A 25,251-nucleotide genomic window follows, 5' to 3' on the forward strand; every position below is an offset into this window, starting at 1 on the left:
AACCGGAGGAAGACAAATGGATCTGAGCTATAGCGACGAAGAAAAGGCTTTCCGCGCCGAAGTGCGGGCCTTTCTTGAGGAAAAGCTCCCCAAGGAAATGAGCGACAAAATCCGCAAGGGTGAAGAGCTGGGTAAAGACGGTCAGGAACAGTGGCATGCTATCCTGAACGCCCAAGGCTGGCTGGCCCCGAACTGGCCCAAGAAATTTGGCGGTGCGGAATGGAACGCGGTGCAGCGTCACATTTTCGAAGAAGAAGCTGCTGCCGCCTATGCGCCACGCATTGTGCCTTTTGGCCTGTCGATGCTCGCGCCCGTGCTGCAAAAGTTCGGCTCGCAAGAGCAGAACGACTACTGGCTGCCCCGCATCCTGTCGGGCGAAGACTGGTGGTGTCAGGGCTATTCCGAGCCGGGTGCGGGGTCCGACCTTGCCTCGCTCAAGACCGAAGCGGTCCTGAACGACGAAGGCACGCATTACATCGTCAACGGCCAGAAGACGTGGACCACGCTGGGTCAGCACGCGAACATGATCTTCTGCCTTGTACGCACCGACAAGACGGTCAAGCAGCAAGAGGGTATTTCCTTCCTGCTGATCGACATGGACACCCCCGGCGTCGAAGTGCGCCCGATCATCCTGCTCGACGGCACCCACGAGGTGAACGAAGTCTGGTTCTCGGATGTGAAAGTGCCGGTCGAAAACCTTGTCGGCAAAGAGAACGAAGGCTGGACCTACGCCAAGTACCTGCTGACCCACGAACGCACCAACATCGCGGGCGTCGGGTTCTCGCAAGCGGGTCTGACCGCGGTCAAACGTATCGCCAAGGCAGAGATGTCCGGCGGCAAGCCGTTGATGCAGAACCCGCATTTCGCGGCACGTGTGGCACAGGTTGAAATCGACCTGATGGCGATGAGCACCACAAACCTGCGCATCGTCTCCAAGGCGGCAGCGGGCGCGGCACCGGGCGTTGAATCGTCGATGCTGAAGGTCAAAGGCACGATCATCCGTCAGGAGATCAACGACCTCGCACGTCGTGCGGCGGGTGCCTATGCGATGCCATTCGCATCCGAAGCGATCGAAGGGTCGAACCTGGCCCTGCCTGATCCGTTGAATGCCGGCCCCGTCGCCGCGCAATATTTCAACAACCGTAAACTGTCGATCTTTGGCGGCTCGAACGAAATCCAGCGCCAGATCATTGCCAAAACAACGATGGGAGGTGGAGCATGAACTTCGACCTGACAGAAGAACGCCAAATGCTGCAAGACAGTCTGCGCCGTTTCCTGCGCGACAAATACGATACAGCAGCCCGCAACAAGATCCTTGAAAGCGACACCGGCTTTTCCGCCGACATCTGGAACGGTCTGGCCGAACTGGGCGTCATTGGCGCGCTGTTCACCGAAGATCAGGGCGGCTTTGGCGGCGCTGGTTTCGACATCGCCGTCGTGTTCGAGGAACTGGGCCGCGCAGGCGTGGTCGAACCCTTCCTTGATACCGCCATTCTGGGCGGCGGTCTGATTGCCGACTTGGGCAATGAAGACCAGCAGGCCCATGTCGAAGAGCTGATCGGTGGCGCGTTGCAGGTGGCTTTTGCCCACGGCGAACCCACCAGCCGCTATGACCTGAACCAGGTGACCTCTACCGCCAAGGTCGATGGCGACAACGTGGTGCTGAACGGTCGCAAGGCGGTTGTGGTCAACGCTGAAAACGCCGACATGCTGATCGTTTCTGCCCGCGAAAGCGGCGAGGCAGGTGACGAAAACGGGATCTCGCTGTTCCTCGTGCCGGCAGATACCAAGGGCATCACGCTGCAAGGTTATGCGCTGCTGGCCGGTGGTCGTGCCGCCGAAGTCACGCTGGATGATGTGACCGTCCCTGCCTCTGCCCGTCTGGGTGAAGCGGGCAAGGCGTTCAAGGCGATCGAGGCGCGCGTCGCTGCGGCCAATGTCGCGATCTGTGCGGAAACACTGGGGGCGATGGAAACGGCAACCCGCCTGACCCGCGAATACCTGATGACCCGCAAGCAGTTCGGCAAGCCCATCGGCACGTTCCAGGCGCTCGCGCACCGCATGTCCGACCTGCTGATCGAGATGGAGCAGGCGCGCTCTGCCGTGATCGTTGCCGCGGGCAACCTCGAAGCGGAGTACAAAGCGCGCGAGACGCATATCTCTGCCGCCAAGAACCTGCTGGGTCGCGCGGGCCGTCTGGTTGCCGAAGACAGCATCCAGATGCACGGCGGTATCGCCATGACGCAAGAATACGAACTGGCCCACATCGCCAAGCGTATCATCATGGCAGACCACCGCTTTGGTGACACAGACCACCATCTGGAGCGTTTCATTGCCCTTGCAGCAGCCTGACGAAAGCCAGCTGATCCGGGACGAGACCGGTACCCAAACCCTGGTCGGATATGTCGTCGACATATCCGATCCGGCCCACGGGCGCTGCTTTCTTGATCTGGGTCCGCAACACTTTAACCGCCATGGGGTCCTTCATGGCGGTATTGCCGCCACATTGCTGGATAACGCCTGTGGCATGACCGGATCGCTGAGCGTGGATCCCACCGGCCAGCACCCGTTCCTCACGATCTCGCTGACGACCCAGTTTCTGGCCGCGGGGCAGCCCGGGCGCGTGACCGCGACCGGCACGATCAAGGGCGGTGGCCGCAGCCTGCTGTATATCGACGCTGAACTCGTCCACGAAGACGGCACGGTCATTGCGACATCCACCGGCGTGTTCAAGCGCGTCCCACAGGAGAAACTGAAATGAGCGCTCGGATCGAAGACAAGGGTGACCGGATCGTCATCTGGAACGGAAACGCGCACAAGCGGGGGGCCCTGTCGCCCGAGCTTTACGCCTGCATCGGCCAAGCGATTGAAATGGCCGCCGAGCCGCGTATCCGTGCCGTGATCCTCACCTCCGAAGGGGATTTCTTTTGCGCGGGCGGCGATCTGAATGTCCTGATTGCCCGCCGCGACATGCCCAAAGATGAACGTCGGGGCAAGATCAACGAATTGCACAGCCTGATCCGCGGGATCCGGTCCTGTCCGGTGCCGGTGATCGCCGCCGTCGAAGGCGGTGCCGCGGGCGCGGGGCTGTCTTTCGCGCTGGCCTGCGATCTGATCGTTGCCGCCGCCGGTGCCAAGTTCACCGCTGCTTACGTCAAGGCGGGGCTGGTGCCCGACGGGGGGCTGACCGCCTCGCTCGCGCGTGCGCTGCCGCGGCAGCTCGCGATGGAGATGTGCTTGCTGGCGCAGCCCGTCACCGTTGAACGCATGCATGATCTGGGCGTGGTAAATGCCGTCACCGACAAGGGCGGCGCGTTCGAGGCCGCAATGGCGCTTGCCGACCGCTTGGCCGCAGGCCCCCGCGAAGCCCAAGGGGTGATCCGCGGGCTGGTCGCGCAGGGCTATGACGTGTCCGAGGCCGACCAGCTTGAAGCGGAATGTGACGCCATGGCCCATGCCACCGGCGCAGATGAAGCCGCCGAAGGCATCGCCGCTTTCCTCGAGAAGCGCACACCGAATTACGGCGGCTGACCCTCGGCCACCGATCTATTGACCCAACCCGCAGCCAGACGCGCTGACCGGGTTCTGAAAGACTGCGGGGAGGCAGAGAATATAATGGTACGTGTAGAGCAATTTCTGGCGGATCAAGTGGCCGCACGCGGGGACGCGCCCGCGCTGAGCGACAGCACAGGGGTACGCTGGACGTACAAGATGTTCGACAAGGCAAGCGATGACATCGCGCAGGCGCTCAAGGATGCCGGTGTGCAGCCCAACGACCGCGTGCTGATGCTGTCGGAAAACTGTGCCGCCGCCGTGGCCACTGTGTTTGGCACGTGGAAAGCCGGCGCAGTCATCATCCCCGTCAATGCACGCCAAAGCGCGGGCGAGATCCAGCGGATCATTGACCACGCGGCGCCTGCTGCTGTGCTGATGACCTGCCACGCCTCACCGGATGCGACAGCCCATGCGGAACGGCTGGATGCCGCAGAGATCACCGGTGCCTTCGGCGCGATGCATCTGGCCACGCCGATCGCCAGCAACCCTGATGGGGATCTGAGCGATGTGGCGGTGCTGCTGTATACCACCGGCACAACGGGCGACCCAAAGGGCGTCATGCTGACCCATGCCAACGTGCGCTTTGGCGGCAATGCCTCGGCGACGCTGCGGGGGATCAATGCAGGCGATGTGGTCTATGGCGTGTTGCCCCTGACCCATGTTTTCGGGCTGTGTTCAGTCATGACCGCCTCCTGCTGCGCCGGTGCCGAAATCCGGCTGGAGGCGCGTTTCTCGGCCGAAAAGCTTTATACCGCGCTGACCACGGGGGTGAACTTCCTGTCGGCCGTGCCGCAGATGCACGCGCTGCTGATGCAATACACGAAAGAGCAGGGGCTCACGCAGCTCAACTCCGAAACGCTGCGCTATGTATCTTCGGGGGCGGCACCGCTGGACCCCACGTGGAAGCGCAAGGCCGAAGCCTTTTACGGCGTCGCGATCCAGAACGGCTATGGCATGACGGAATCCACCGCCGGTATCTCGGCCACCAGTAACCCACTGGGATCGCCCGATATCTCGGTCGGCCCGTCCTTGCCCGGTGTCGAGACCAAGATTGATGATACCGTCGAAGGCGGCAGCAATGGCAAGGGCGAGGTCCTGACCCGTGGGGCCCACGTCATGAAGGGCTACTACAAGAACCCCGAGGAAACCGCCAAAGTCCTCGGCCAGGATGGCTGGCTGCGCACCGGCGATCTGGGGACGTTCGACGAACACGGTCATCTGCATATTCTGGGCCGCTCGAAAGAGCTGATCATCCACGGCGGGTTCAACGTCTACCCGCCCGAGGTAGAGGCCGCGATCAACGATCACCCGCAGGTCATTCAGGCCGCCGTGGTGGGCCGGTCCACAGGCAATGACGAAGAGGTGCTGGCCTTCGTCCAGATCGCCGAGGGCGATACGCTGGACCCGCAAGACCTGAAGGCCTTCGTCAAGGAACGGCTGACTGGCTATAAACGCCCCAGCCAGTTTATCATCGGAACGGCCCTGCCTGCGGCCCCCACGGGCAAGATCCTCAAGCACAAGCTGATCGAGACATTCAAGGATCAGCTGGCCTGATTGGCTTCTGATTGTTCCCTGTGCGGTGTTAAGGAAAAGGCCGGTCCCCCGTGGTGGGGGCCGGCCTTTTCCTTTGTCGCTGGTGTGCGGCTGGCGCTTAGACGTAGACGCCTTCCGCAGCGGCGCGGATAGCGCGGATGTTTTCGCCGTAGGGGGCAGGGTTGCTGACAGACCCGCCACGGAATACCGCGGAGCCTGCGACCAGCACATCCGCCCCCGCCTGCGCCACGCTGGAAGCGGTGTTCACATCAACGCCTCCGTCGATTTCGATATGCACCGGACGGTCACCGATCATCGCGCGCAGGGTGCGGATCTTGTCGCTCATATCGATGAACTTCTGCCCGCCGAAACCGGGGTTCACGGTCATCACACAGACCAGATCGGCAACGTCCAGCAGATGCTCGACCGCTGCGGCAGGCGTGCCGGGGTTCAGCGCGACACCGGCCTTGGCACCGGCACCGCGGATCGCTTGCAGCGTGCGGTGGATATGGGGGCCGGCTTCGACATGGGCCGTGATCACATCGGCACCGGCTTTGGCAAAGGCATCGATGTAGGGATCCACGGGTGCGATCATCAGATGCACGTCCATCACGCCCTTGATATGGGGGCGGATCGCGGCGCAGGTGGTCGGGCCAAAGCTGATGTTCGGGACGAAATGCCCGTCCATTACATCGACATGTACCCAGTCCGCACCCTGCGCTTCGATGGCGTCGCACTCTGCCCCGAAATTGGCAAAGTCGGCAGCAAGGATGGAAGGGGCGATTTTGATCGAACGGTCGAAGGTCATGGAATCGGGCCTTTTGTGAAAGGGAGGGGGCTGATGCAGCGGTGACGCCCATATAGGCAATGTCGTACGCGCTGGCAATCTGGGGAGCCTTCGGCGAGGATTTAAGGCCATTTGGAAGCGGGCGAGGCTTGGTGCCACAGGCCGTGACGCTTCGTTCGTGAGGGTGGTTTTCGGGGGGCGTGCGCTTGACACTACGTCATGCCACGACCCATTGTGCGCGCAAATTCAAGGGGAGGATATCATGACCACATTCAACCGCCGCCAGACATTGGCGACCATGGGGGCCGCTGCCGCGGTCGGGCTTGCTGCACCGGCTGTTGCGCAGGGCAAAAAGATCACTCTGGGCGCGCTGCGTTTCACCAGCCACTCCGGTACATTCGTGGCCTATCAGCGCGAGTATTTCAAGCAGGCCGGTCTGGATGTCGAGCTCAAGTTCTTTCAGGCCGCCCAACCGATGGCCGTGGCGATTGCCAGCGGGGATGTCGACTATGCCGTGACCGCGATCTCGGGCGGGCTGGTGTCGCTGGCGGATAAGGGTGCGATCAAGGTGATCGGCGGTGCCTTGTCTGAAGAGAAGGGCATTGACGGGCAGAAGTTTCTGGCCTCGGACGCGGCCTATCAGGCGGGTGTGACCGCGCCTGCGATGCTGGACGGAAAGAGCTTTGGCATGACCACGGCGGGATCGTCGTTCCATTATATGGGGTCAAAGATGGCGCAGGCCGAGGGGATCGAGCTGTCGTTCAAGCCGTTGCAGAAGGTGGGTGCCATCATCGGCGCGCTGAAGACCGGCCAGATTGATGGCTGGTCCATCGTGCCCCATATTGCCAAGCCACTGGCGGGCTCGGGTGCCGTGCATATCATCGGGAACGTGTCCGATTATCTGCCCGACTATCAGGTCACCACGGTCTTTACCTCGACCAAGAACGCGAGTGAGGAAAAGCAGCAGACGCAGGATTACCTTGCGGCCTATGCCAAGGGGGTGGCTGACTACAACGCAGCGATGATCGAACAGACCGCCGGTGCGGAAGGCGTGGCCGAGATGGTCAAGCTGATCCACAACTACGTCTACACCGACAAAACGCTCGAGGCCGCGACGCCGGGGATTGTCAACGGCACCATGCGTCTGAACGAGGGGGCCGCGTTGAACGTCGCCTCTGTGCGTGACCAGCTGAGCTGGTTCCAGTCCGAGGGGCTGGTGGATGCGGATATCACGCTTGAGACGTTGATCGACACGTCTTTCGTCGACACCATCGGCGCCTGATCGCGCCATCTATACCAACGACAGGTCGGGCAGGCTTTGCCCGGCCTTTGATATTTCAGGACGTTTCTCATGGATCTTAGGTTAGCGGGGGTCAGCCATACTTATGGCGAGACCGAAGTGCTGCGCGATATCAACCTTGATATCCCCTCAGGGCAGATTGTCTGCATCGTCGGGCCTTCGGGCTGTGGCAAGTCGACCCTGCTGCGGATGCTGGGCGGGCTGGAGCAGCCGACTTCGGGTCAGGTGCTGCAACTGGGCACGCCCCCAGCCGGCTGTCTGAACCCGCTCACCTACGTGTTTCAGGATTTCGCCTTGCTGCCCTGGCGCAGCGTGCGCGGCAATGTGGCGCTGGTGCTGGAGGATCATGGTCTGGACGCCGCCGCGCGGGCGCAAATCATCGACGATGTGCTGGCCCGTACCAAACTGACCGAATTTGCCGATGCCCTGCCCAAACAGCTGTCGGGCGGGATGAAACAGCGGGTGGCCATCGCACGCGCCCTGGCGGTGAACCCTGCGGTGATGTTGATGGACGAACCGCTGAGCGCCTTGGACAGCCAGACGCGCGAGCTGTTGATGGACGATCTGATCAGCCTGTGGACCCGCCAGCCTTTCACCGCCGTCTATGTCACCCACAATCTGGCAGAGGCCGTGCGGCTGGGGCACAGAATCGTGGTGCTATCTCGCCGCCCCGGGCAGATCCGCGAAGTGGTCGAGCTGACCACCCCGCTGGCAGAGCGTGCCTATGGCGATGCCGCCCTCGAGGCGCAACAACAACATTTGTGGGGGCTGATGCGCGAAGAAGCCGCCGCCGCCGATGCGGAGTTGATCCATGTCTGATGTAGCACATACAAATAGCCGCCCCGTCGCCTTTCGCGGCGGCGGTTTTGCCCCCAAGCAACGACGGGGTATGGGGGTTTTGGTCTTTGTCCTGCTGATCCTGTTGGCCGAATGGGGCACGCGCAGCGGCTTTATCTCCAACCTGACGTTGCCGCGCCCCTCGGATGTGGCGATGACCTTTGTCGAACTGTGGCAATCGGGGATGCTGTTCAAACATCTGGCCCCCTCGCTCAGCCGCTTGGCTGTTGGGGCGACGCTCGGGGCTTTGGTTGGTGTCGGCGTCGGGGTGATGATCGGGCTGTTCAGCTATGTGCGTGCCGGGCTGGTGCCCCTGGTTGCGGCGCTGTTCCCGATCCCCAAGATTGCGCTTTTGCCGTTGTTCGTGATCTGGTTCGGCATTGACGAGGGCAGTAAATACGCGCTGATCGCCTTTGGGACATTCACGCCGACGGTCGTGGCGACCTATGCTGCGGTGGACAATGTGGACCGCGGATTGATCCGTATGGGGCAGAGCTTTGGTCTGTCGTGGTGGTCGATCGTGCGCAAGATCGTACTGCCGGGGGCGATGCCGGGCATCCTGTCGGGGCTGCGCATCTCGTTGGCGATTGCAATCATCCTGTTGGTGGCCGCTGAAATGCTGGGCGCGGAATATGGCATCGGGGCTTATATCCTTGAGGCCGGCAGTCTTTATGATCTTGAACGTCTGTTTGCGGGGGTGGTGATCCTGTCGGTGCTTGGGGTTTGCGTGAGCGCCGTGATTGCCGCCATCGAAACCCGCGTGCTGCGCTGGCGGGTCTGATCGGAGGGAACCCGTTTCGGGCATAGGTCGTTATCCTTTCACACCAAACAGTGCGGAAGGGGACGACGATGTCAGGGATATCCAAGGGCACCAAGGTCAAATGGGACTGGGGGCAGGGCACTGCCAGTGGCAAGGTGACAGAACGCTTTACCAAAAGTGTGACCCGTACGTTGAAGGGGTCCGAAGTCACGCGAAACGGGTCCGATGATGATCCGGCGCTGCTGATCGAGCAAGACGACGGGGATGAGGTGCTCAAGCTGTCGTCGGAAGTCGAGGCTGTCTGACATATGAGCGGCGCGGGGCTGACCTATTATGGCGATGACCGCCCCGGAATTTCGCGTCAGCGGCGCGGGCGCGGGTTTACCTATAAGGCACCGGACGGCACAACTATTGCTCGCGGAGAAGAGCGCGCGCGGCTGGAAGCGATGGCGGTGCCGCCCGCCTATGAAGACGTGTGGATGACGCCTTTGGCGAACGGGCATTTGCTGGCCACGGGGCGCGACACCCGCAATCGCAAACAATATCGCTATCACGAAAAATGGTCAGAGGCGCAGGCAGAGACGAAATTCGCGAGCCTGGTGGATTTTGCGCATGCTTTGCCGCGTCTGCGCCGCTTTGTCGCTCGCGATCTGGATCAGCAGGCGGGGGAGCGCAGCTTTGCCTTGGCCAGCGCCGTCACGCTGATCGACCGCGCGTCGCTGCGGGTGGGAAATCCGGACTACACGCGCGAGAATGGCAGCTATGGCACGCTGACCCTGCGGTCGCGCCATGTCAAACTCGACGGGAATGTGATCCGGCTGCGTTATACGGCCAAGGGCGGCAAGAAGGTGCGGCGGCAGATCAACGACCGGACGCTGGCCAAAACGCTGGAGAAAATTAACGACCTGCCGGGGGCGGAGCTGCTGACATGGGCCGATGCGCAGGGCGAGGTGCATCAGTTGAACTCAGCCGGATTGAACGCCTATATCGCCGAAGCATCGGGGTGCGACGACTTTACCGCCAAGACCTTCCGTACATGGGCGGGCACCGTTGCCGCCTTCGAGGCCGCCGAGAAGGGGCAGGCCACCATCAAGCAATTGGCCGAAGCCGCCGCCGCACAGCTGAGCAATACGCCGACCGTGGCGCGCAACAGCTATATCCATCCGGCGGTGATCGATCTGGCGGGCGAAGCCCCGCCCGAGATCAAGGTCGGGCGCAAGACCGGGCTATTCGCCTCGGAAGCGCGGCTGCTGACGTATCTGGAGCAGCTCTGAGCCGCGTTTACCCGTCGTTGTCCGGTTTGCAGAACATATCATAGACGACTTCCATGATCTTTTGCGGACGGTCATCGGCCAGCCGGTAATAGATCGTCTTTCCGTCGCGGCGAGGCGTTACCAGCCCTTCAAGCCGCAAGCGTGACAGCTGTTGGGATACCGCCGCCTGACGGGCTGACAGTAGCTCTTCCAGCTCGGTGACGGATTTTTCGCCTGCAGAGAGGTGACACAGGATCATCAACCGCCCCTCGTGGCTGATCGCCTTGAGGAAGTTAGAGGCACGTGCGGCGTTTTCGGCCATACGGTCCCGATCGGCTTGGCTCATTTCTGTGTCGGAACCGGGGTTACCCACTGGTTAACATCCTTAGCTGAATAAAAGGGGATTGGCGTGCGCATATCGCAAGGGGCGCTAGCTTTTGGCGGGGTCTGGCATCAATTTGGCGTCGGATAGCATTTTTTCCAGCACGCCCCAAAAGAAATCTTCGCCCGGGTAGCCTTCGATGCGCGACACCTCATGGCCGTCGACCATCAACACGAACGTCGGCGTGTAATGCAGGCTGCGGGCAAAGTGCAGATCGGCGGGTTTGTCATCGTTGATATCAACGCGGCGCAGCGGGGCTGCCTTGCCCGCTTGGGTCTTGGGATAGATCGGGGCGATCTGGTCATCCCAACGGGCACACCATACGCAGCCCTGTTCCTCGACCATGATCAGCGCGGTCTGGGCCGCGGCGATCACAGGGGAAACCGCAAGACCTGCGGCCACCGAGAGAGACAAGAAAGCAGTGCGCAACCGCATAGGGAATTCACCTGTTGATTTCAAAATACTTAATGTGAATATGTGAATGGCACAAGATAAAGGCAACCTGCATGCTTGAAATCACCTTTCTGGGCGCGGCATTTGCCGGGCTTTTGTCCTTTTTGTCGCCCTGCATCCTGCCGATCGTGCCCTTTTATCTGAGCTATCTGGCGGGCGTCGGCATGAACCAGATCACGGCAGACGGGCCGGTGGATGCCGCCGTGCGCCGGCGTGCGGTGATCGCGGCGCTGTTCTTTGCGGCGGGGGTGATCACGATCTTTGTCGGGCTGGGGGCGGTGGCCACGACCTTTGGCCAGATCGTGCGAGACTATTTCGATATTTTGCGATGGGTCGCTGCGGCTGTTATCATTGCGATGGGGCTGCATTTTCTGGGCGTGATCCGTATCGGTTTTCTATATCGCCAGTTTCGTGCGGATGCGGGGAACACGACCGCGACCAGTTTTCTGGGGGCGTATGTGATCGGGCTGGCCTTTGCCTTTGGCTGGACCCCTTGCGTCGGGCCGGTGCTTGCGGCCATCCTGTTCACCGCTGCGGGGGCCGAGACGGCGGGCTCGGGTGCGCTGTTGCTGCTGACCTACGGCGTGGGCATGACCGCGCCTTTCGTGCTGGCGGCGCTGTTCATCGGGCCGTTCATGCGCTGGATGGCGGGGTTCCGGCAACATCTGGGCACGGTAGAAAAGGCGATGGGGGTTCTGCTGATTGTCTTTGGCCTGCTGATCGCCACCAACTCGATCAATTATATTGCGCAGTGGATGCTTGAAACCTTCCCTGTTTTCAGCGCCATTGGCTAACAACCGGAGGGACTTTTGATGAAGATGATCCGAAACGCTTTGGCCGCGCTGGCGGCTGTCGCTTGTATGGTGACTGCGGGCAGTGCCGCGACCTTGGGGGATGACGGTTTGCACAAAACCGCCTGGATGCGCGAGACCTTTAAAGACCTGCGCGACGATCTGGCCGAGGCGACGGACGAGGGCAAGCGCCTGATGGTCATCATCGAACAGCGCGGCTGCATCTACTGCAACAAGATGCACGAAGAGGTTTTCCCGCTGCCCAAGATCGATGCCTACCTGCGCGAGAACTTCTTTGTCGTGCAGATCAACATGTTCGGCGATGTCGAGGTCACCGACTTTGACGGAGAGTCATTGCCCGAGAAGGACATGGTGCGCAAATGGCGTCATATGTTCACGCCGACGCTGATGTATTTCCCCCAGACCGTAGAGGAAGGGCAGACGGCCGTTGAAGCGGCGGTCGCGACGGTCCCCGGTGCCTTTGGTCCGGCGACGACCTTTCACATGATGAACTGGGTCGTCGACAAGGGATATGAGGGGGACGAGACGTTCCAGAAGTATCACGCGCGTATGCTCATTGAAGAGCAGGAATAACGGCGGTAGGATCCGCTAAATGCCGTGCTGCTATAAGAAATTCAATAAATTGAATTTATAGTTGCGTCATTTTGGCGCGGGCAGTAGGGTTTTCAAAATAGATGTCTGTGGGAGGACGCATGAAAGTTTCCGTATTTGCCCTGGTGGCCTCTGTCGGCTTTGGCGCGGCGGCGCATGCGGCCGACGTGGCCCCCGGTGACGTGGTCTATGATGAGTATGGCGCAGTTGAACAATCGCTGACCGGCACTCCCGGTAACCCCGAAGAGGGGGCCAAGATCGTGGGCAGCAAAAAGCTTGGCAACTGCATCGCCTGCCATCAGGTCAGCGCTTTGCCCGATATCCCGTTCCAGGGCGAAATCGGCCCGATGCTGGATGGGGCGGGGGACCGCTGGACCGAGGCTGAATTGCGCGGCATCGTGGCCAATGCGAAGATGCTGTTCGAGGGGACGATGATGCCCGCGTTCTACAAGGACAGCGGCTATATCCGTCCGGGAAAGGGCTATACCGGCAAGGCGGCTGATGACACGCTGGGGCCTATTCTGGCCGCCCAGCAGATCGAGGATGTCGTGGCCTATCTTGCCACGTTGAAAGACTAAGAACCCCACCCAGCGGGATCTGATCAGGAGTGATGATAATGGAATTTACACGACGTAGCGCGATTGCGATGGGGGCAGGTGCCTTTGCCGCACTGTCCCTGCCCAAGCTGGCCGTGGCCGCTGCCGGGGATGACGCGATTGCTGCCTTCACCGGCGGTGCGCAGATGGCTGATACCGGCGTGACCCTGACCGCCCCCGAGATTGCGGAAAACGGCAATACCGTCCCGATCGAGGTCGACGCCCCCGGTGCCACTGAAATCATGGTGCTGGCGCTTGGCAACCCCACGCCGCCTGTGGCGAACTTCAAGTTCGGCCCGCTGGCAGCAACGCAGCACGCCTCCACCCGCATCCGCTTGGCGGGCACGCAGGATGTGGTGGCCATCGCCAAGCTGGCCGACGGCTCTTTCGCCAAGGCGACCAGCACAATCAAAGTAACAATCGGCGGCTGCGGCGGCTAAGGCGAGAGGAAGAAAAACATGGCATCTGGTGTAAAACCCCGCGTCAAAGTCCCCAAGTCAGCAGCGGCTGGCGAGACCATCACGATCAAGACCCTGATCAGCCACAAGATGGAATCCGGCCAGCGCAAGGACAGCGACGGCAACACGATCCCGCGGTCGATCATCAACCGTTTCACCTGCGATTTTAACGGCGAGAATGTGATCGATGTCGCGATGGAGCCCGCGATCTCGACCAACCCGTATTTCGAATTCGACGCCACCGTGCCCGAAGCGGGGACATTCACCTTCACGTGGTATGACGATGACGGCGATGTCTACGAGGAAACCAAAGACATCGCGATCAGCTAAGCGTCCGCATCCTTGGGAGGAACAGGAATGAGCAATTTCACAAAAGGTCTGGGCGCGTGCCTTGCTGCGGCGCTGATGTCGACGGGGGCCTTCGCCGATCCCGTGGATGATACGCTGGTGATCAACGAAGAGATCGACATCGTGACCCGCACTGCCGCCCCCGCGCATATGGCGGACGCGGTAGACGAGGTCATGTCGGGCTGGCTTTTCCGCGGCACCGAGACCCGCGCGATGCAGGCCGATGATTTCGACAACGCCGGCATGATCTTTGTGGAACAGGCCGAGGACGTCTGGAACACCGCTGACGGGTCAGAGGGTAAATCCTGCGCGGATTGTCACGGGGCCTCGGCCGAGATGGCAGGCGTGCGTCCGGTTTATCCGAAGTATGTCGACTCCGCGGGCGAGGTGCGCACGCTGGAAATGCAGATCAACGATTGCCGCGAGAACCGCATGGGGGCGGAAAAGTGGAAATACACCGGCGGCGACATGGTGAACATGACGGCGCTGATCTCCTCTGTTTCGCGGGGGATGCCGGTGAACATCGCCATCGACGGTCCGGCCCAATCCACATGGGAGCAGGGCAAAGAGATCTACTATACCCGTTTTGGCCAGCTTGAACTGTCCTGCGCCAATTGCCACGAAGACAATTATGGCAACATGATCCGTGCCGACCACCTGAGCCAGGGCCAGATCAACGGTTTCCCGACCTACCGTCTGAAAAACACCAAGCTGAACGCGGTGCAGGCCCGTTTCAAAGGCTGTGTACGCGACACCCGTGCCGAGACCTTTGACCCCGGAAGCCCCGAGTTTGTCGCACTAGAGCTGTACGTCGGCTCGCGCGGGAACGGGTTGTCGGTCGAAGGGCCCTCTGTCCGGAACTAACCTAAAAAGACCCGTTTCGCCGATGCGAGGCGGGTCTTTTTATCATATTTTTATTCAAATATGCGCATATGAATTGCGCGTCGAAAAGGCCAACCTATGATCTCTCGTCGTGATTTTCTTCAGGCCAGCATGGCTGCAACGGCTTTGTATGGTGCGTCGTCCTTTGGCAACTGGGGCAAGCTCGCCGCGCAGCAGGCGTTGACGCAGGATAAATTACTTGAATTCGACACTTTCGGCAACGTCAGCCTGATCCACGTGACCGACATCCACGCGCAGTTGAAACCGATCTATTTCCGCGAGCCTTCGGTCAACATCGGTGTGGGCGAGAACCGCGGGAAGGTGCCGCATCTGACCGGCGCGGATTTCCGCAAGCTTTACGGGATCGCGGACGGCAGCCCCTCGGCCTATGCGCTGACCTATAACGATTTTTCGGCTCTGGCGCAGGGCTATGGCAAGATGGGCGGTCTGGACCGTGTGGCGAGTGTGATCAACCAGATCCGCGCGGACCGGCCCGATGCGCTGCTGCTGGATGGCGGCGACACATGGCACGGCAGCTACACCTGCTATCACACGCAAGGTCAGGACATGGTCAACGTGATGAATGCGCTCAAGCCTGACGCCATGACCTTTCACTGGGAATTCACACTCGGCTCTGACCGCGTGGCAGAGATCGTCGAGGGGCTGCCCTTTGCCGCACTGGGGCAGAACATCTTTGACGCCGAATGGGACGAACCGACAGAGCTTTTCCCACCCTACAAGTTCTACGAGACAGGCGGCGTTAAAGTCGCGGTGATCGGGCAGGCTTTCCCCTATATGCCGATTGCCAACCCCGGCTGGATGTTCCCCGAATACTCGTTCGGTATCCGCGATGAACGGATGCAGGAAATGGTGGACGAGGTCCGCGCCAAAGGGGCTGAACTGGTCGTCTGCCTAAGCCACAACGGCTTTGATGTGGACAAGCAGATGGCAGGCGTGGTGACGGGGATCGACGTGATCCTGTCGGGTCACACCCATGACGCGCTGCCCGAACCTGTGCTGGTGGGCGAGACGATCATCGTGGCCTCGGGGTCGAACGGCAAATTCGTCAGCCGCGTCGATCTGGACGTGCGCAACGGCCGCATGATGGGCTTCCGACACAAGCTGATCCCGATCTTCTCTGACGTGATTGCGCCTGATCCGGCGATGACCGCGCTGATCGACGCACAACGCGCCCCCTATCTTGACCAACTGACCGAAGTCATCGGCACCACCGCCGAAGACACGCTGCTGTACCGGCGCGGTAATTTCAACGGCACCTGGGATGATCTGATCTGCGACGCGCTGCTTTCCGAGCGCGAGGCCGATATCGCGCTGAGCCCGGGTGTGCGTTGGGGGCCGTCGATCCTGCCGGGGCAGGACATCACGCGCGAGGATATCTGGAACGTCACCTCCATGACCTACCCCGAAGCCTACCGGACCGAGATGACGGGTGAATTCCTGCATGTCGTGCTGGAAGATGTGGCCGACAACCTGTTCAACCCTAACCCCTATTACCAGCAGGGCGGTGACATGGTGCGCACAGGCGGGCTTGGCTACCGCATTGACGTGACCCAGCCGCAAGGCAGCCGCATCACTGAACTGACCTTGCTGAAAACCGGGGAACGTATCGATCCGGCCAAGACGTATCAGGTTGCAGGCTGGGCTAGCGTGAACGAAGGCACCGAGGGCCCCGCGATCTGGGACGTGGTCGAAAGCCACATCCGCAAGCAGGGCAGCGTGTCGCTGGACCCCAACACCAGCGTCATCGTCAAGGGCGCGTAACAGGGCAGCATGAAAGGCAAGGCCATGGCACCACGGAAGACAGCGAACAGACGGGCCTTCTTGCGTGGCGCGGCGACTGCTGGACTAGGGGCGATGGCGGCCCGTAGCGCTGCCGCGCAATCGCCCGATCCCTTGATCGTTGAACCGCAACCCTGGGCGCAGGGCTTGGGCGATGGGGTGGATGTGACGCCCTACGGTCTGCCAATCCGGTTCGAGCAAGACGTGGTACGGCGCAATGTGCCTTGGCTGACGGCGGATACCATCAGTTCGATCAACTTCACCCCGATCCACGCGCTGGACGGTACGATCACCCCGCAGGGCTGCGCCTTTGAGCGGCATCACTCGGGCGCGATCGAACTGTCGAAACAGGATTACCGCCTGATGGTGAACGGGCTGGTGGACCGCCCGCTGGTGTTCACCTACGCCGATCTGGAACGTTTCCCGCGCGAAAATCACGTATATTTCTGCGAATGTGCCGCCAATTCGGGCATGGAATGGGCCGGCGCGCAGTTGAACGGGGCGCAGTTCACCCATGGCATGATCCATAATATGGAATACACCGGCGTGCCCCTGCGGTTGCTGCTGGAGGAAGCGGGCTATGACCCCGCGGGCAAATGGGTGTATGTCGAGGGGGCGGATGCGTCGTCGAACGGGCGGTCGATCCCGATGGATAAGGCGCTCGACGATGTGCTTGTCGCGTTCAAAGCGAATGGCGAGGCGCTGCGCAAGGAACACGGCTACCCCGTGCGGCTGGTCGTGCCGGGGTGGGAGGGCAACCTCTGGGTCAAATGGCTCCGCCGGATAGAGGTCACGGACGCGCCCGTCGAAAGCCGCGAGGAAACGTCGAAATACACCGATACGCTGGCCGATGGCTCCAGCCGCAAATGGACGTGGGCGATGGACGCGAAATCAGTCATCACCGCACCAAGCCCGCAAGCGCCGGTGCCCCATGGGGCGGGGCCTTTGGTGATCACCGGGCTGGCATGGTCAGGGCGCGGTGCGATCACCCGCGTGGATGTGTCGACCGATGGTGGCGCAAGCTGGCAAACCGCGCGATTGGCCCAAAAGGGCACGCCGATGGCGCTCAGCCGCTTTTACCTCGATGTGCAGTGGGACGGCACAGAGATGCTGCTGCAATCCCGCGCGATGGATGACACGGGCTATGTCCAGCCGACGAAAACGCAACTGCGCGCGGTGCGGGGGCTGAACTCTGTCTACCATAACAACGGCATCCAGACATGGTGGCTGCACGCGGACGGGAGCGTTGAAAATGTCGAACTTTCTTAACACCATTGCTGCATGCGTCATCGCCACGGCCACGGCTTTGCCCTTGGCGGGGGCCCCCTTCGGTCTGGGCCGCGCCGCACTGCCGGAAGAGATCGCGGCCTGGGATGTGGACGTGATGCCCGATGGGCGCGGTCTGCCCGAGGGGCAGGGCGATGTGCTGACGGGCGAAGCGATTTTTACCGACAAATGCGCCGCCTGCCACGGGGACTTTGCCGAAGGCCGCGGGAACTGGCCTGCGCTCGCGGGCGGTCAGGACACGCTGGCGGATGCCGATCCGGTCAAGACGGTCGGGTCCTATTGGCCGCATCTGTCCACAAGCTTCGACTATATCCGCCGATCCATGCCCTATGGCGATGCGGGAACGCTGACGGCGGATGAGGTCTATGCCATCGTGGCGTATATCCTGTATTCTAACGATCTGGTGGCAGAGGAATTTACCCTGTCCAAAAATAACTTCGCCGCGGTCCAGATGCCCAATGCCGACGGTTTCCTCCGCGATGATCGCGACACTACGGAATTGCCGCGCTGGCAGATCGACCCGTGTATGGAGGACTGCAAGGAAAGCGTGAACGTTACCATGCGCGCGCTGTCGCTGGATGTGACACCCAAGGACGCCGCCCCCGCGACTGTGCCGCAACAAACGCCCGTCGCTAATGTCGAGCCGGTGTCAGAGCCTGCTGCCGACCCTGCCTTGCTCGCGGATGGAGAGTTGGTGTTCCGCAAATGCAAAGCCTGCCATCAGCTGGGCAAACGCGCCAAAAACCGCGCGGGCCCGGTCCTGAACGGGATCGTTGGTGCGCCTGCCGGTGGGGTCGAGGGGTTCAAATACTCGCGCGCCCTGATGGCGCAGGCAGAGGATGGTCTGATCTGGACACCCCAGACGCTGGACGCCTTTCTGGCAGCACCGCGCAGCTTTATGAAGGGCACCAAGATGGGGTTTTCCGGCTTGAAAAGCGATGCCGAGATCAAGGCGGTGATCGCGTATCTCAACAGCTTTCCGGCCCCGTGACGGTGCGCATGATTGGCGACGTGCGGCGAGGGTGATAGGATAGGCCCGCGCCCGTTTGTGAAAGGACAAGGATGAGACCGTTACAGATTGCCGCAGCACTTTGCCTTTGTGCCGCGCCGCTCGCCGCTCAGGATCAGGCCGTGACCTATGCCTATGACGGTAGCTTTGACGATGCGACCTTCGCGGTCGAGAACGCGATTGTCGGCAAGGGGCTGGTGATCGACCACGTCAGCCACACGGGCGAGATGCTGGCCCGTACCGCCAGCGACGTCGGCAGCGATGTCGAGATCTTTCGCGCGGCAGACGTGTTTCTGTTCTGCTCTGCCGTGGTGTCGCGCAAGGTGATGGAGGCGGACCCGATGAACATCGCCCATTGTCCCTACAGCATCTTTGTCACCGACATCGACGGCGCGGTCTCTGTCGGGTATCCGACCTACCCGGACGGCCCCATGCAAGAGGTGCAGGCCCTGCTGGACGAGATCACGCAAAGCGCGCTGGACGGGTTCTGAATGCTGCCGCTGTTGCGTAGAGCAGGCGGCAGGCACAGGACGCTTTGTCGCGGCGGCTGTGGCGGTCGGGCAGCACAATCCGCTTCCTTGATAAAAAATTCCATAGTATGAATATGTTCGACTCGACGACGGGGCGCAGCCTTCAGATGTCGGGCGAAAAAGCGCAAACGGAGCAGGTGACCATGACTGAATACCCCGTGAATATGGATGTCATCCCCGATGTCTCGGGCCACTTTGATCCGGTGACCAATACGATCAGCTATATCGTGCGGGATCCGAACTCCAACGCCTGTGCGATCATCGATTCCGTGATGGATATCGACTATGCCGCCGGACGGATCACCTATGACCACGCGGACAAGCTCATCGCCGAGGTCGAAGCGCAGGGGCTCGCGCTGGAGTGGATCATCGAGACCCACGTCCATGCCGACCACCTGTCTGCCGCGCCCTATATCCAGCAAAAGCTGGGCGGCAAGATCGGCGTCGGAGAGCAGATCATGACCGTGCAGGACACTTTTGGGAAAGTGTTCAACGAGGGGACGGAATTCCAGCGCGACGGGTCGCAGTTCGACGCCTTGTTCAAGGATGGCGATCGCTACCGCGTCGGCGGCATGGAATGTTTTGCTATCTACACCCCCGGTCACACGCCCGCATGCATGGTGCATGTCATGGGCAATGCCGCCTTCACGGGCGATACGCTGTTCATGCCCGACGGCGGCTCTGCCCGCGCGGATTTCCCTGGGGGCGACGCCGGAGAGCTGTATGACAGCATCCAGAAGGTCTTGTCCCTGCCGGACGACATGCGTCTGTTTATGTGTCATGACTACGGTCCCAATGGGCGCGATATCCAGTGGGAAACCACCGTGGGCGAAGAGAAGGCGCATAACATCCATGTGGGCGGCGGCAAAACGCGCGAGGAATTCATCGCCTTTCGCACCGAACGCGACGCGCAGCTGTCGATGCCGAAGCTGATCATCCCGTCGCTTCAGGTCAACATGCGCGCAGGGCATATGCCGCGCGACAAGGACGGGAACCTGATGCTCAAGGTGCCGGTGAACGGGTTGTAATCAGGTGCGTATTCCCGCCGCTGCCCGCCGCTATCTGCCCGTCCTCGACTGGGGGCGCGACTACGACAAGGCGGCCTTGTCCAATGATCTGATCGCGGCGGTGATCGTCACGATCATGTTAATCCCGCAATCGCTGGCCTATGCGCTGTTGGCGGGGCTGCCGCCCGAAGCGGGGCTCTATGCATCGATCGCGCCGATCCTGCTTTATGCCGTCTTTGGCACCAGCCGCGCGTTGGCGGTGGGGCCGGTGGCGGTGGTGTCGCTGATGACAGCCGCCGCCTTGGGCAATATCGCCGATCAGGGCACGATGGGCTATGCCGTCGCCGCGTTGACGCTGGCCTTGCTGTCTGGGGTAATGCTGCTGGTGATGGGCGTGTTCAAACTGGGGTTTCTGGCGAATTTCCTGTCCCACCCCGTGATCTCGGGCTTTATCACCGCCTCTGGTGTGATCATCGCCGCCAGCCAGATCAAGCATATTCTGGGCATTGATGCCTCTGGCGGCAATCTGGCAGAGCTGCTGATGTCGATCTGGGCCAATCTGGGAACGGTGAACGGGACGACGGTGGTGATTGGCGTATCCGCGACGCTGTTTCTGTTCTGGGTGCGCAAGGGGCTGAAACCTTTCCTGCGCGCGCGTGGCGTGGGCCCACGGGCGGCGGATGTGGCGACCAAGGCGGGGCCCGTGGCGGCGGTGGTTGTCACCACATTGGCGGTCTGGGCCTTTGATCTCGCGGGGCAGGGCGTCAAGATTGTGGGTGCCGTGCCGCAAAGCCTGCCGCCGCTGACCCTGCCGGACCTGTCATTCGATCTGATGGGCAGCCTGCTGCTGCCGGCTTTTCTGATCTCTGTCATCGGGTTTGTTGAATCCATCTCTGTCGCGCAAACGCTTGCCGCGAAACGGCGTCAGCGGATCAATCCGGATCAAGAGCTGATCGGTCTGGGGGCGGCCAATATCGGCGCGGCCTTTACGGGTGGCTATCCGGTCACGGGCGGGTTTGCGCGGTCTGTGGTGAACTTTGACGCAGGGGCGCAGACACCGGCGGCGGGGGCCTATACCGCCGTGGGGCTGGCCGTGGCCGCACTGGCGCTGACGCCGCTGGTCTTCTTTCTCCCGCAAGCGACCTTGGCTGCGACGATCATCGTGGCCGTGCTGACGCTGGTGGATTTCTCGATCCTGAAAAAGGCATGGGGCTATTCCAAATCCGATTTCGCTGCCGTGCTGTCGACCATGTTGATAACTTTGGGCAGCGGGGTCGAATTGGGGGTGACCTGCGGGGTGGTGCTGTCGATCTTTCTGCATCTCTATAAAACCACCAAACCGCATATTGCCGAAGTCGGGCTGGTCCGGGGCACCGAACACTTCCGCAATATCAACCGCCACGAGGTCGAGACCTGCCCCACGGTGCTGACCCTGCGCATCGACGAGAGCCTGTATTTCGCCAACGCGCGGTTCCTGGAGGATTGCATCTACGACCGGCTGGCGGGCAATACCTGTCTGCGCCACGTCGTGCTGATGTGCTCTGCCATCAACGAGATCGACTTTAGCGCGCTGGAATCGCTTGAAGCGATCAACGCAAGGCTGCGCGACATGGGGATCAAACTGCACCTATCCGAGGTCAAAGGCCCTGTCATGGACCGTTTGAAAAAGCAGCATTTCATCTCGGATTTGACAGGCAGCGTGTTCCTGTCCCAGCATGCAGCCTATGTCGCCTTGGGAAAAGCTGCCGCATAGTCACCCATCGTTTGCAAGTTTCTGTTTGATCGTTACAACTGCTGTCAGGGGCTGCGGAACGGCGTTCCGCAGCGGGGAGAGAACTATTTCAGGACAGTGATATGATACCGATCAATCCGCCGGCACCGGCGACGACACCCACGAAAACCATCGTCGAGGTCGTGCGCGACAACGCCAAAGCACATCCGGAAAAACTTGCGCTGGTCTGTGACGGGCAAACCGTCAGCTGGGGGGCATTCGACCAGCGCATCAACAAGATCGCCAATCTGCTGCTGTCGATGGGGGTGAGCAAGGGCGACAATATCGCGATCATCTCGCCCAATTCCATTCCCTATGCAGAGCTGTTTATGGGCATCTTGCGGGCAGGGGCCTGCGTGACGCCGCTGTCGACGATGGCCTCGCCCGATGCGCTGCAAAAGATGCTGACCGACTGCGGCGCACGCGCGATCTTTGTCGCGGCGCAATACCTTGAACTGGTCGATGGCTTTATCGCCGATCTGGATCTGGCGCGCTTTGCCATTGATTTCGACCACCCCGCGTTTCAGCCTTATGGCGCTGCGGTTGACGGGGCTTCGGACTCCGACCCCGAAATCCAGATCGAGATGTCGGATGCGTTCAACCTGATCTATTCCTCGGGCACGACCGGCACGCCCAAGGGCATCTTGCACAATCACTGGATGCGGTCGGCGCAGATGGACCGCGTGTCGCCCAACGGATATGACGATAACGCCCGCACGCTGCTGTCGACGCCGCTGTATTCCAACACAACGATCGTGTCCTTCCTGCCGACGCTTTATGGCGGCTCGACCGTCTATCTGATGCCGAAGTTCGACGCCCGCGGGTACCTCGAGATCGTGCAGCGCGAAAAGATCACCCACACGATGCTGGTGCCTGTGCAATACAAACGCATCATGGACGTGCCTGACTTTGACGCCTTCGACCTGTCATCGATGCAGGTGAAATTCTCCACCTCCGCGCCGCTGCGGGCCGAGGTCAAGGCGGATGTGCTGGCGCGCTTTCCCGGCAAGCTGCTGGAATACTACGGTCTGACCGAAGGCGGCGGGGTCACGGTGCTGAATTCTGCCGAACATCCCGACAAGCTGCATACGGTGGGCCAGCCTGCGCCGGGCAATGAAATCCGCCTGATTGACGAAACGGGCAAAGAGGTTCCCAAGGGCACCGTGGGCGAAATTTGCGGTCGCGGGCCGACGATGATGGCGGGGTATTTCGGGCGCGATGACCTGACGGCTGACTACATCTGGCGCGACGCAGCGGGCAACGTCTTCTTCCGCTCGGGTGATATGGGCCGTTTTGACGAGGACGGCTTTTTGATCCTGTCGGACCGCAAGAAAGATATGATCATCTCGGGCGGGTTGAACATCTATGCCGACGATCTTGAACTGGTGTTGTTGGCCGACCCCGATGTGACGGATGCCGCCGTGATCGGCGTGCCCTCTGACGCTTGGGGCGAAACGCCTTACGGGTTGGTGGTGCTGCGCGAGGGGGCGACGCGTTCGGGCGATGATATCTGCGCTGACGCCAACGCCAAACTGGGTAAAAGCCAGCGTCTGTCGGCGGTGGAACTGCGCGAAGAACTGCCGCGCAGCTCTATCGGGAAGATCCTCAAGAAAGAATTGCGCGCGCCCTTCTGGGCGGCGGTTTCTGCGTGAACAAGGAAGATGACATGAGCGACCAAGACGATACAGACCAGATGAACGGGGCCGATAGCCTTGTGCAGACGCTGCTCGATAGTGGGCTTGATACCTGTTTCACTAATCCCGGCACGTCGGAAATGCACTTTGTTGCCGCGCTGGATCACGTGCCCGGCATGCGGTCGATCCTTGTCCTGCAAGAGGGCGTGGCGACGGGGGCGGCGGATGGGTACTACCGTATGGCCGGCAAGCCCGCCTGCACCCTGCTGCACCTTGGGCCAGGGCTCGCCAACGGGTTGTCGAACCTGCACAACGCGAAAAAGGCAGGCTCGGGCGTGGTGAATATTGTCGGCGAACATGCGGTCACGCATATCGAGCTGGACGCGCCGCTGACCTCTGACATCGAAGGGATCGCGCGGCCCGTGTCCCATTGGGTGCATACATCCATGTCGGCGGCGGATGTGGGCGCGGATGCCGCCCGTGCGGTGCAGGCGGCAAATGTGGCACCGGGGCAGGTGGCGACGCTGATGCTGCCCAGTGACACCGCCTGGAACGAAGGCGGCGCTGTCGCGCCCGCGCTAGAGCCTGCACAGCGCCCTGCCTTCGACGCGGCGGCGTTGGAGGAAGCCGTCGCCGCGCTGTCCGGCCCCGACAGCCTGCTGCTGTTGGGCGGTGCCGCGCTCAGCGCCGAGATGCTTGAGATTGCGGGGCGGATCGCGGCCAAGACGGGCTGCAAACTGCTAAGCGAATGGGCCAATGCGCGGCAGGAACGCGGGGCAGGGCGTGTGGTGGTCAACCGCGTGCCCTATCCCATCGATCAGGCGCTAGAGACGCTGGCCCCGTTCAAGCGCATCGTTCTGCTGGGCGCACGCGCACCCATCGGTTTTTTCGCCTATCCGAACAAGCCCGCGATCCTGACCGCCGAGGGCACGCAGATCACCAACCTCTGCACCACCGCGCAGGATATCGCGGGGGCGCTGGAAGCGCTGTGCGGCAATGTGGGTGCGGCGGACACTCCGCCCGCCCATGTGGCCGAAGCCGCCACCCCCGACAAACCCAGCGGCCCGTTGGAGCCGGGCGGCATCGCGCAAGCCCTAGCGCGCACCATCCCCGAGGATGCGATTGTCATCGACGAGGCGATCACCACAGGCCGCGCGTTCTTCCCCGCAACAGCAGGGGCCCCCAAGCACACTTGGGTGAACAACTGCGGCGGGTCCATCGGCTATGGCATGCCCGTGGCGATCGGGGCGGCCGTGGCCTGCCCTGACCGCAAGGTGATGGCGCTGATCGGGGATGGCAGCGCGATGTACACGGTGCAAGCGCTTTGGACGATGGCGCGAGAGGGGCTGGACATCACCATCGTGATCTTCGCCAACCGCGTCTACAAGATCCTGCGCGGCGAGCTGACCAATGTCGGCGTCAGCAATGCGGGCCCCAAGGCGATGGATATGCTGTCGCTTGACCAGCCGACGCTGGAATTTGCACAGATGGCAAAGTCGATGGGGGTAGAGGCGACGCAAGTCACAGATTGCGAAGCGCTTGAGCTCGCGATCGAGACAGGGTTGGCGCATAAAGGTCCGTATCTGATCGAAGCGGTGATGTAGCGCCTGCGCCAACTACCCGACACGAAAAGGCCCCCGATCAGCGTTGATCGGGGGCCTTTTTC

The 25,251-nt window shown here is 61.4% G+C and carries 27 protein-coding genes; 24 read left to right on the forward strand and 3 right to left on the reverse strand.

The genetic code is table 11. The annotated features are described in order from the left end of the window. The first annotated feature begins 16 nt into the window (after positions 1–16). From AADW22_RS05230 to AADW22_RS05250, 5 genes are all read left to right on the forward strand, one after another. A complete protein-coding gene (locus tag AADW22_RS05230; protein ID WP_005851934.1) occupies positions 17–1,222 on the forward strand; it encodes an acyl-CoA dehydrogenase family protein in 1,206 nt (401 codons plus the stop codon). After that, entirely contained in the window at positions 1,219–2,352 is a 1,134-nt protein-coding gene (locus AADW22_RS05235; protein WP_132997029.1) for an acyl-CoA dehydrogenase family protein, read from the forward strand. The genes AADW22_RS05230 and AADW22_RS05235 overlap by 4 nt, the downstream gene beginning before the upstream one ends. Then, entirely contained in the window at positions 2,333–2,761 is a 429-nt protein-coding gene (locus AADW22_RS05240; RefSeq protein WP_005851938.1) for a PaaI family thioesterase, read from the forward strand. The genes AADW22_RS05235 and AADW22_RS05240 overlap by 20 nt, the downstream gene beginning before the upstream one ends. Continuing rightward, a complete protein-coding gene (locus tag AADW22_RS05245) occupies positions 2,758–3,531 on the forward strand; it encodes an oxepin-CoA hydrolase, alternative type (protein ID WP_037943576.1) in 774 nt (257 codons plus the stop codon). Before AADW22_RS05240 ends, AADW22_RS05245 begins: the two co-directional genes overlap by 4 nt. 84 nt (positions 3,532–3,615) lie before the next feature. Then, the gene (locus AADW22_RS05250) at positions 3,616–5,109 is read left to right on the forward strand and encodes a class I adenylate-forming enzyme family protein (RefSeq protein WP_037943578.1); all 1,494 of its coding nucleotides are present in this window, start codon (positions 3,616–3,618) and stop codon (positions 5,107–5,109) included. A 97-nt stretch (positions 5,110–5,206) separates the two neighbouring features. On the opposite strand, the gene rpe is transcribed toward AADW22_RS05250, so the two are convergent. Continuing rightward, positions 5,207–5,896 carry a ribulose-phosphate 3-epimerase gene (gene rpe / locus AADW22_RS05255; RefSeq protein ID WP_037943580.1) on the reverse strand — a complete coding sequence of 230 codons (690 nt, stop codon included), beginning with the start codon at positions 5,894–5,896 and terminating at the stop codon, positions 5,207–5,209. A 241-nt stretch (positions 5,897–6,137) separates the two neighbouring features. On the opposite strand from rpe, the gene AADW22_RS05260 reads away from it, so the two are divergent. The 5 genes from AADW22_RS05260 to AADW22_RS05280 all read left to right on the forward strand — a co-directional run bounded on the left by AADW22_RS05260 (position 6,138) and on the right by AADW22_RS05280 (position 10,046). Further along, positions 6,138–7,157: an ABC transporter substrate-binding protein gene (locus AADW22_RS05260; RefSeq protein WP_074635256.1), complete on the forward strand. Its 1,020-nt coding sequence runs from the start codon at positions 6,138–6,140 to the stop codon at positions 7,155–7,157. Positions 7,158–7,226: 69 nt separating this feature from the next. Further along, on the forward strand, positions 7,227–7,994 hold the full coding sequence (locus tag AADW22_RS05265; protein ID WP_180828833.1) for an ABC transporter ATP-binding protein: 768 nt from the start codon (positions 7,227–7,229) through the stop codon (positions 7,992–7,994). After that, positions 7,987–8,793 (forward strand): ABC transporter permease, encoded by an 807-nt coding sequence (locus AADW22_RS05270; RefSeq protein ID WP_200867178.1) that lies wholly within the window; start codon positions 7,987–7,989, stop codon positions 8,791–8,793. Before AADW22_RS05265 ends, AADW22_RS05270 begins: the two co-directional genes overlap by 8 nt. 68 nt (positions 8,794–8,861) lie before the next feature. Next, positions 8,862–9,077 carry a DUF2945 domain-containing protein gene (locus tag AADW22_RS05275; protein WP_037943589.1) on the forward strand — a complete coding sequence of 72 codons (216 nt, stop codon included), beginning with the start codon at positions 8,862–8,864 and terminating at the stop codon, positions 9,075–9,077. A 3-nt stretch (positions 9,078–9,080) separates the two neighbouring features. Further along, positions 9,081–10,046, forward strand: a complete 966-nt coding sequence (locus AADW22_RS05280; RefSeq protein ID WP_037943590.1) for a DNA topoisomerase IB — start codon at positions 9,081–9,083, stop codon at positions 10,044–10,046. 7 nt (positions 10,047–10,053) lie between these two features. Here the strand turns inward: AADW22_RS05280 and AADW22_RS05285 are convergent, their stop codons facing one another. Together AADW22_RS05285 and AADW22_RS05290 are read right to left on the reverse strand one after the other, a co-directional pair. Continuing rightward, positions 10,054–10,371, reverse strand: coding sequence for a helix-turn-helix transcriptional regulator (locus tag AADW22_RS05285; RefSeq protein ID WP_005851955.1), 318 nt, complete (start codon positions 10,369–10,371; stop codon positions 10,054–10,056). 84 nt (positions 10,372–10,455) lie between these two features. Continuing rightward, positions 10,456–10,842, reverse strand: a complete 387-nt coding sequence (locus AADW22_RS05290; protein ID WP_037963487.1) for a hypothetical protein — start codon at positions 10,840–10,842, stop codon at positions 10,456–10,458. 71 nt (positions 10,843–10,913) lie between these two features. Between AADW22_RS05290 and AADW22_RS05295 the strand changes: the two genes are divergently transcribed. From AADW22_RS05295 to AADW22_RS05360, 14 genes are all read left to right on the forward strand, one after another. Continuing rightward, positions 10,914–11,654 carry a cytochrome c biogenesis CcdA family protein gene (locus tag AADW22_RS05295; protein WP_037943593.1) on the forward strand — a complete coding sequence of 247 codons (741 nt, stop codon included), beginning with the start codon at positions 10,914–10,916 and terminating at the stop codon, positions 11,652–11,654. 18 nt (positions 11,655–11,672) lie between these two features. Then, complete coding sequence (locus AADW22_RS05300; protein ID WP_407474391.1) at positions 11,673–12,245, forward strand: SoxW family protein; 573 nt, start codon at positions 11,673–11,675, stop codon at positions 12,243–12,245. A gap of 119 nt (positions 12,246–12,364) precedes the next feature. Beyond that, positions 12,365–12,841 carry a sulfur oxidation c-type cytochrome SoxX gene (gene soxX / locus AADW22_RS05305; RefSeq protein WP_037963481.1) on the forward strand — a complete coding sequence of 159 codons (477 nt, stop codon included), beginning with the start codon at positions 12,365–12,367 and terminating at the stop codon, positions 12,839–12,841. A 38-nt stretch (positions 12,842–12,879) separates the two neighbouring features. Then, positions 12,880–13,299 carry a thiosulfate oxidation carrier protein SoxY gene (gene soxY / locus AADW22_RS05310; RefSeq protein WP_064216228.1) on the forward strand — a complete coding sequence of 140 codons (420 nt, stop codon included), beginning with the start codon at positions 12,880–12,882 and terminating at the stop codon, positions 13,297–13,299. Between the two features lie 18 nt (positions 13,300–13,317). Then, positions 13,318–13,647 (forward strand): thiosulfate oxidation carrier complex protein SoxZ, encoded by a 330-nt coding sequence (gene soxZ, locus AADW22_RS05315; RefSeq protein WP_037943597.1) that lies wholly within the window; start codon positions 13,318–13,320, stop codon positions 13,645–13,647. Positions 13,648–13,674: 27 nt separating this feature from the next. Then, complete coding sequence (soxA, locus tag AADW22_RS05320) at positions 13,675–14,529, forward strand: sulfur oxidation c-type cytochrome SoxA (protein ID WP_407474392.1); 855 nt, start codon at positions 13,675–13,677, stop codon at positions 14,527–14,529. A 96-nt stretch (positions 14,530–14,625) separates the two neighbouring features. Then, on the forward strand, positions 14,626–16,329 hold the full coding sequence (gene soxB / locus AADW22_RS05325) for a thiosulfohydrolase SoxB (protein WP_407474393.1): 1,704 nt from the start codon (positions 14,626–14,628) through the stop codon (positions 16,327–16,329). Positions 16,330–16,353: 24 nt separating this feature from the next. Next, positions 16,354–17,616, forward strand: a complete 1,263-nt coding sequence (gene soxC, locus AADW22_RS05330) for a sulfite dehydrogenase (protein ID WP_407474394.1) — start codon at positions 16,354–16,356, stop codon at positions 17,614–17,616. Further along, entirely contained in the window at positions 17,600–18,625 is a 1,026-nt protein-coding gene (locus AADW22_RS05335; protein ID WP_407474395.1) for a c-type cytochrome, read from the forward strand. Before soxC ends, AADW22_RS05335 begins: the two co-directional genes overlap by 17 nt. Before the next feature lie 71 nt (positions 18,626–18,696). Further along, entirely contained in the window at positions 18,697–19,134 is a 438-nt protein-coding gene (locus tag AADW22_RS05340) for a DUF302 domain-containing protein (RefSeq protein WP_005851974.1), read from the forward strand. A 182-nt stretch (positions 19,135–19,316) separates the two neighbouring features. Further along, on the forward strand, positions 19,317–20,201 hold the full coding sequence (locus AADW22_RS05345) for an MBL fold metallo-hydrolase (RefSeq protein ID WP_051577563.1): 885 nt from the start codon (positions 19,317–19,319) through the stop codon (positions 20,199–20,201). A gap of 4 nt (positions 20,202–20,205) precedes the next feature. After that, positions 20,206–21,933, forward strand: coding sequence for a SulP family inorganic anion transporter (locus AADW22_RS05350; protein ID WP_407474396.1), 1,728 nt, complete (start codon positions 20,206–20,208; stop codon positions 21,931–21,933). A 101-nt stretch (positions 21,934–22,034) separates the two neighbouring features. Then, positions 22,035–23,603: a class I adenylate-forming enzyme family protein gene (locus AADW22_RS05355; protein ID WP_407474397.1), complete on the forward strand. Its 1,569-nt coding sequence runs from the start codon at positions 22,035–22,037 to the stop codon at positions 23,601–23,603. 14 nt (positions 23,604–23,617) lie between these two features. Continuing rightward, the gene (locus AADW22_RS05360) at positions 23,618–25,189 is read left to right on the forward strand and encodes an acetolactate synthase large subunit (RefSeq protein ID WP_235183754.1); all 1,572 of its coding nucleotides are present in this window, start codon (positions 23,618–23,620) and stop codon (positions 25,187–25,189) included. Positions 25,190–25,251 lie beyond the last annotated feature (62 nt).

Source organism: Sulfitobacter sp. PM12 (assembly GCF_045586035.1).
Classification (GTDB): domain Bacteria; phylum Pseudomonadota; class Alphaproteobacteria; order Rhodobacterales; family Rhodobacteraceae; genus Sulfitobacter; species Sulfitobacter pontiacus.